At 44.4% G+C, this 6130-nt stretch carries 5 protein-coding genes; 1 reads left to right on the top strand and 4 read right to left on the bottom strand.

Annotation, left to right across the window (positions count from 1 at the left end; translation table 11 throughout):
- Positions 1 to 48: 48 nt before the first annotated feature.
- The 4 genes from rlmA to gap all read right to left on the bottom strand — a co-directional run bounded on the left by rlmA (position 49) and on the right by gap (position 5357).
- Entirely contained in the window at positions 49 to 876 is an 828-nt protein-coding gene (gene rlmA / locus BCU12_RS06270; protein ID WP_102403495.1) for a 23S rRNA (guanine(745)-N(1))-methyltransferase, read from the bottom strand.
- A 123-nt stretch (positions 877 to 999) separates the two neighbouring features.
- On the bottom strand, positions 1000 to 3036 hold the full coding sequence (locus tag BCU12_RS06265) for a methyl-accepting chemotaxis protein (RefSeq protein ID WP_102403494.1): 2037 nt from the start codon (positions 3034 to 3036) through the stop codon (positions 1000 to 1002).
- 237 nt (positions 3037 to 3273) lie between these two features.
- A complete protein-coding gene (locus tag BCU12_RS06260) occupies positions 3274 to 4158 on the bottom strand; it encodes a D-hexose-6-phosphate mutarotase (RefSeq protein ID WP_102403493.1) in 885 nt (294 codons plus the stop codon).
- A 203-nt stretch (positions 4159 to 4361) separates the two neighbouring features.
- The gene (gene gap, locus BCU12_RS06255; RefSeq protein ID WP_102403492.1) at positions 4362 to 5357 is read right to left on the bottom strand and encodes a type I glyceraldehyde-3-phosphate dehydrogenase; all 996 of its coding nucleotides are present in this window, start codon (positions 5355 to 5357) and stop codon (positions 4362 to 4364) included.
- A gap of 335 nt (positions 5358 to 5692) precedes the next feature.
- Between gap and msrB the strand changes: the two genes are divergently transcribed.
- A complete protein-coding gene (msrB, locus tag BCU12_RS06250; RefSeq protein ID WP_102403491.1) occupies positions 5693 to 6115 on the top strand; it encodes a peptide-methionine (R)-S-oxide reductase MsrB in 423 nt (140 codons plus the stop codon).
- Positions 6116 to 6130 lie beyond the last annotated feature (15 nt).

Genomic DNA, 6130 nt, shown 5'->3' with positions numbered 1-6130 from the left:
GAAAAGAATCGAGAGGTCGCGCTTGAATCCACTTGTCGAAAAAGTGGTTTAAGCGTGGTTGGATTTTTGATAAACACGGAGCATAAAGTCCGCTTCGCAGCTAAACTCTTGCGTATTTAACAATTCCGCCTTTAACTCTTCAGACGCTTTCCAAGCAAAAGGCGTCATTTGAAGAAGTTGCATTGCTTCGCCTTTTTTTAGGTCCATTGTGTAATTCAACTTTTCTTGATGAACTAATTCAAAGCCTTGAATCGTTTCTGGATCTTCACTGTGGAGGCGAACATCTGGGTAAATTCTTGCACGAAGCTGGTAGAGATGCCTAGCAGCAGGCGTGACGGTCACAATTTTGCCTTCGTCACGCAGCGTTCGAGAAAGCTCTTCGGCTTTGCACGGAGCGTAGATACGTAGGATCGTATCTAACGACTGGTCTGAAAAGGGCAGGCGATGGCTAGACGCCACGCTGAAGTGACATTGTCTGTATTGCTTTGCGGCGTATCGAATCGCGACCTTGGATATGTCGAGACCGTAGACAGAGGTATCTTCTGATGCTTCTCGTAATAGTGAGGCAACTCGATCGGTGTAATAGCCTTCACCACAACCTATATCAAGAAGTCGAGCGTTTTTTGATGGCGTGTTCTCTTTGCATAACGCCGCCACAGCTTGACGCATTAGGTCATAGTGGCCCGCTTGCAAGAATGCTCTGCGAGCCTGCATCATCTCTTTATTATCACCTGGATCTTTTGAGCGCTTGTGTTGGACAGGCATAAGATTGATGTAGCCTTCTTTTGCTAAATCAAAAGCGTGATTATTTTCACAACGATACGTTCGTTCGTTTAGCGTTAGGGACTGGTGACATAAAGGGCAAGCGTAAGACATAGAGATCTCTGGACGATATTGAGAGCCAGAAGTTTAGCAGGAAGCGTATGGGAGCACTAGTGATTCACACGTAGCGGAAAACAAAAGGGCAGCGTGCTAAGCCACCCTTTCGCTATGAACTGATTAGTGGAAGAAATTGACTTGCTGCTTTAACGACTTTGCTTCTGAACCTAGTCGCTCGGCGCTTTGTGTGGTCTTTTCACTGGTATTTCGGCTCTCTCGGTTCAACTCGCTGATAGCGTTTGCACTCGCGGATATTTCCTGAGATACATTTGCCTGCTCTTCAGACGTTGCGGCAATAGTGTCAGCTTGAGAGGCAATTGCTTCGACTTGCGATGCAATGGCTTCTAATGCTGTGCCTGCTTCTTGGGCCTTGTCCAACACCTGATTTGCGCTCGTCTGGCTTTGGTTCATTAAGCTGACGGCATTTCCAGTCGACGTTTTCAGCTTCTCTATAATAGAGACCACATCCTGAACCGATGTTTGAGTTCGGTGGGCAAGAGTTCGAACTTCATCGGCGACAACGGCGAACCCACGACCTTGTTCACCCGCCCTTGCGGCTTCAATAGCGGCATTCAGAGCAAGTAAATTCGTTTGCTCAGCAATCTCATCAATCATTCTCGTCACAGTTTGAATCGACTCACTGTCTAGGTTTACTTGCTCTATCGCTTGCGCTGAATTGTCGAGCTGGTCATTGAGTTGTGCAACTTCAATACACACATTCTCAACGACTTCTAACCCCGATTGACTGTCCCCGTTGGTTAGGCGAACATTCTCAGCGATGGCTTCAACTTGCTGTGCAACGGACTGTGCCGAAGAGGCCATTTCTTCGATGGCTGTGGCGACTTGCTCGACTTGCTGCTGTTGTAAGTCTGACTGACTAAGGTTTCGGTTTGCATCCTGAGAAACGCTTTGTGATGCGTCTTGAACAGAGTCACTCGTGGAACGTATTTCACTGACAAGCGAGTTTAATTGACCAGCCATGTTAGCGACGCCGTTATTCAGGCTTATGATTTCATTTTTTGATTCCTTGCCCGTATTCGGAATCTCAATGCTGACTTCACCCTTGGCCAAGCGAGCCATGTATCCATTGAGGGTCGTGAGCGGTTTTAGGCTTCGGTTAAGAAACAGCGTAAGAATAATAAAGGTGAGGAGAGCGACAATAGACGCAATAGTAATGATGAGCTTAAGCAAGGTTTCGCTGCCTTTTGTCACCTCTTTGATAAAGGTACCGCCCAATAGCTTCCATTCCCAGCCGGGTACTTCAGTGTATACCAAGTACTTTTCGCCAACGGTACTGTTATATTCATATGGGTAACGAATAAGGCCGCTGGTTTGTTTAAACAATTGGTGGAATGGCTGGTTGCCTTCGTAGTCTTTCACATCGATGATTGAAGGGGAACTCTCATCGTGCACAGGGTGCAACAAGTACTTGCCTAGACTTTCTTCTCTGTTGTCGACTACGATGGTGTAGCCCGTGTCACCCCACGAAATTGCGCTCAGTGAATCGAAAAGCTCTTGGGTGACTTGTTCTACAGGCAGGCCTATAAAGGTAATTCCAGTGACCTTTCCCTGAAAGTCTTTCAGTGGCGCATAGTAAGTGAGGTAATTGACATCAAACAGCTTTACTTGAGCATAGTAAGGTTGCCCAGACATTAACTGATTAAAGCCGGGATGATTGCGCCCTAATGTCGTGCCTATAACACGATTACCTTGATGATCTTTTAGGGATGTTGAGACTCGAATAAAGTCTCCGTCAAACGGTGCAAATAATGTAGCAACCGCGCCGGTATCGCGAGTAAAGCTGTCGACGAGCTTTTCATCATTGATGAGACTTTCGCCGTACTGCGTGATGTTAGAAATCTGTTTGCCATTAAACTCTACGTCATAGTCTTCAACATAAACGCCCGCTAAATAGCCGTTTCTAAATGTTGATTCCAGTACTTTTGCCGTATGCAAGTAAGCCTTGAATTGACCTGCAATTGTCATAGCCATCGCTTCCACTTCAGACTGATGGCCTTTTAGGGTTGTATCGAGTAATACCTTTGAAGCGTTTCGATAGACCAGAGTAGCGGTTCCCACAAATGAAACCAGTAAGCAAAGTAGAATCACCAACTTCAGTTGAAAGCCAACGCTTTGGTTTTTAAGTTTCTTAAACATTTTATAGTTATCCCGTCTTTTAAACTTTTATTATTCCTAGTTTTTCAACATGCAGATGTAACGAATAGATAATATAGAGTTATGAATGGAGATAAATTGATTCTTATTAATTATTTAAACAATAAGAAACTCTAAATCCATACAAGATTTGCAGCTGAGAAAAGGGAGACCAGAGATAGAGGGATATAATTTCGAGCGAAGGGGATCCCACGACCAAGCTAGGCCGTGGGGAGAGGGTTATTGACTAGAAATCGTAGTGATGAGTTGGTGAGTTTCGTTAGGTTGCAATAGCTTCCCAGTTTCTAGTGAGTTGGCATTTAAAGTCGATTCAACGCATAGGAAGCCAAGGTATCCGTCATTCGGCATATCACCCATCGCGGTTGCCCCTTCAAGCCAAGGATTCCATAAAACAGCCGAGTTATGGCCTTCGTTCTTAACGAGTGTAGAGCGTTGAAGTTTCATGTCTTTCACTTCAATAATGGTTTCTGGCTGTGTGTAAACGCGATCAATCGTGTCAGTCAGAATGAGCGCATTTTCGTCATGGCAGACTTTATTATTTTGTAAGCTGTCGATGTATTCATTTCCCATTCCGACGGTGCTTGTTTCACGGACATCGCCAAGATTTAAGTAGGAATGCAAAGCACCAGAGAAAGTCCAAGCGTGGTCATCTGTGTTGGTGATGTCTAATGTCACCTTGAGCGAATCTGCGACTTCAACGTTCAAACGTACATCAAATTGATGCGGCCAAAGTTCGAGGGAAGCTTGAGTCGGCGCTAAGCCTAGGCTAATAATGACGCCAGTGTCGTTTTCTCTGTGCTCAACCAGTTCCCACTCGCTAGTACGAGCAAAACCATGAGCAGGTGCAGCGATACGACCAAACCAAGGCCAACAGACTGGAATGCCGCCACGCAATGCCGCTTTGCCATCGAAATTCGCACTGTCACTCATCCATAGAAGGTCGTCTTGCCCTTTTGGTGTGAACGAGACAACGTGCCCGCCGTGCAAAGCGATGCCCGCAGTCGCTTTCTCATGGATCACGCGAACAATTTTGACATTGTCTTTTTCAACGATCGTGACGTTGTCTGAAAGCACCGTGAGGGCCGGAAGGGATAGTAAGTCCATTGATATCTCCAAGGTTTGAGAAATTACAGTTCAGTACTCATTGTTAGCGAGGGCTGCAAATTTAGGGCAAGATCAAGCACCTAAATAAGTATTGAGTTGTAATCTAAACACAAAATTTAGATAACAAAAAGGCGACTCGAAAGTCGCCTTTTTAATGTCTTATGTTTCAAACACAAGTGACACTAACTGGTTACAAATCTAAATTACTTAGAGATGTGTGCAATTAGGTCAAGAACTTTGTTTGAGTAACCGATTTCGTTGTCGTACCAAGATACAACTTTAACGAATTTGTCAGTTAGAGCGACACCAGCTTTAGCATCGAATACTGAAGTTTGAACTTCACCGATGAAATCTTGTGATACTACTTGGTCTTCAGTGTAACCTAGAACACCTTTAAGCTCGCCTTCAGATGCTTCTTTCATAGCAGCACAGATTGCTTCGTAAGATGCAGCAGTCTTAAGGTTAACAGTTAGGTCAACTACAGATACGTTAGCAGTTGGTACACGGAAAGCCATACCAGTTAGAAGGCCGTTTAGTTCTGGAAGAACAACGCCTACAGCTTTAGCAGCACCAGTTGAAGATGGGATGATGTTTTGAGAAGCACCACGGCCACCGCGCCAGTCTTTAGCAGAAGGACCATCAACAGTTTTTTGAGTTGCTGTAGTCGCGTGTACTGTAGTCATAAGACCAGATTCGATACCGAACTTGTCGTTAAGAACTTTAGCAACAGGCGCTAGACAGTTAGTAGTACAAGAAGCGTTAGAAACAACATCTTCACCAGCGTAAGTGTCTTGGTTAACACCCATAACGATCATTGGAGTTGCGTCTTTAGAAGGACCTGTAAGAACAACTTTCTTAGCACCAGCAGTGATGTGCTTACGTGCAGTCTCGTCAGTTAGGAAAAGACCAGTTGCTTCAGCAACTACGTCTACGTCGATTGCATCCCACTTAAGATCTTCAGGGTTACGCTCTGCAGTTACACGTACAGTTTTACCGTTAACGATTAGGTTTCCGCCTTCAACTTCAACAGTACCGTTGAAACGTCCGTGAGTTGAATCGTACTTAAGCATGTATGCCATGTACTCAACGTCGATTAGGTCGTTGATACCAACAACTTCGATGTCATTGCGCTCTTGCGCTGCACGGAATACAAAACGACCGATACGGCCAAAACCATTAATACCTACTTTGATAGTCATTATAGTTGCTCCACAACTTAATTTCTGAATAAAGATAACTGGTAGTAAAATTACAAAATCCAGTTTGCATCTGCAACCGATAATCAGGCTTTACTTGTTTAATGTCAAAAAAAACTGTCGCTTTTTTTCACATTTTGTCGCAAATGGTGTTTTTTTGTACTCGTTACTGGACAGAATGTAACTCAGCTATCGAAAAATGCTTTAAAATATTAAAGCGATTTACGGATTCGTAACTCCCTTGTTACGGCAAGAAAGTATGTGCTACAACTGTAAGGTTTCGCAAGTCTTTCGAAAAAAAAGTTTGTACTAGATGTGAGAGGAAGAGGAATTTATCAATGGATAAAAACAAGAGAGAAATCCTAAACAAGTCCGATGAGGACTGGCGTGAGCAGCTCTCTGATGTCGAGTTTGATGTATGTAGACGCAGTGCGACTGAGCCACCTTTTAGCGGCGCTTTGTTACATAACAAAGACACGGGGATGTATCAGTGCACATGCTGCCAACAGGACTTGTTTCACTCCGAGAGTAAGTATGACTCTGGGTGTGGTTGGCCGAGTTTTGATGCGCCAATTAATGATGAAGTGATTCGGTATATAGAGGATCTAAGTCACGGTATGAAGCGAGTTGAGATACGTTGTAGCCAGTGTGACAGCCATCTAGGCCATGTTTTTGAAGACGGCCCGGTAACGACGGGTGAGCGCTATTGTGTTAATTCAGTGTCGTTAATTTTCAACAAAAGTAATAAAAGCGGTGAATAGTCACCGCTTTCTGTT

The organism is Vibrio sp. 10N.261.55.A7, from assembly GCF_002877365.1.
Lineage (GTDB): Bacteria > Pseudomonadota > Gammaproteobacteria > Enterobacterales > Vibrionaceae > Vibrio.
Note: the sequence above shows the minus strand (reverse complement) of the source record. Positions and strands in the feature narration are given on the sequence as shown.

Coding starts and splice junctions, on each gene's coding strand:
- msrB (WP_102403491.1), top strand. CDS start 5,693: ATGGATAAAAACAAGAGAGAAATCCTAAACAAGTCCGATGAGGACTGG.
- BCU12_RS06265 (WP_102403494.1), bottom strand. CDS start 3,036: ATGTTTAAGAAACTTAAAAACCAAAGCGTTGGCTTTCAACTGAAGTTG.
- gap (WP_102403492.1), bottom strand. CDS start 5,357: ATGACTATCAAAGTAGGTATTAATGGTTTTGGCCGTATCGGTCGTTTT.
- BCU12_RS06260 (WP_102403493.1), bottom strand. CDS start 4,158: ATGGACTTACTATCCCTTCCGGCCCTCACGGTGCTTTCAGACAACGTC.
- rlmA (WP_102403495.1), bottom strand. CDS start 876: ATGTCTTACGCTTGCCCTTTATGTCACCAGTCCCTAACGCTAAACGAA.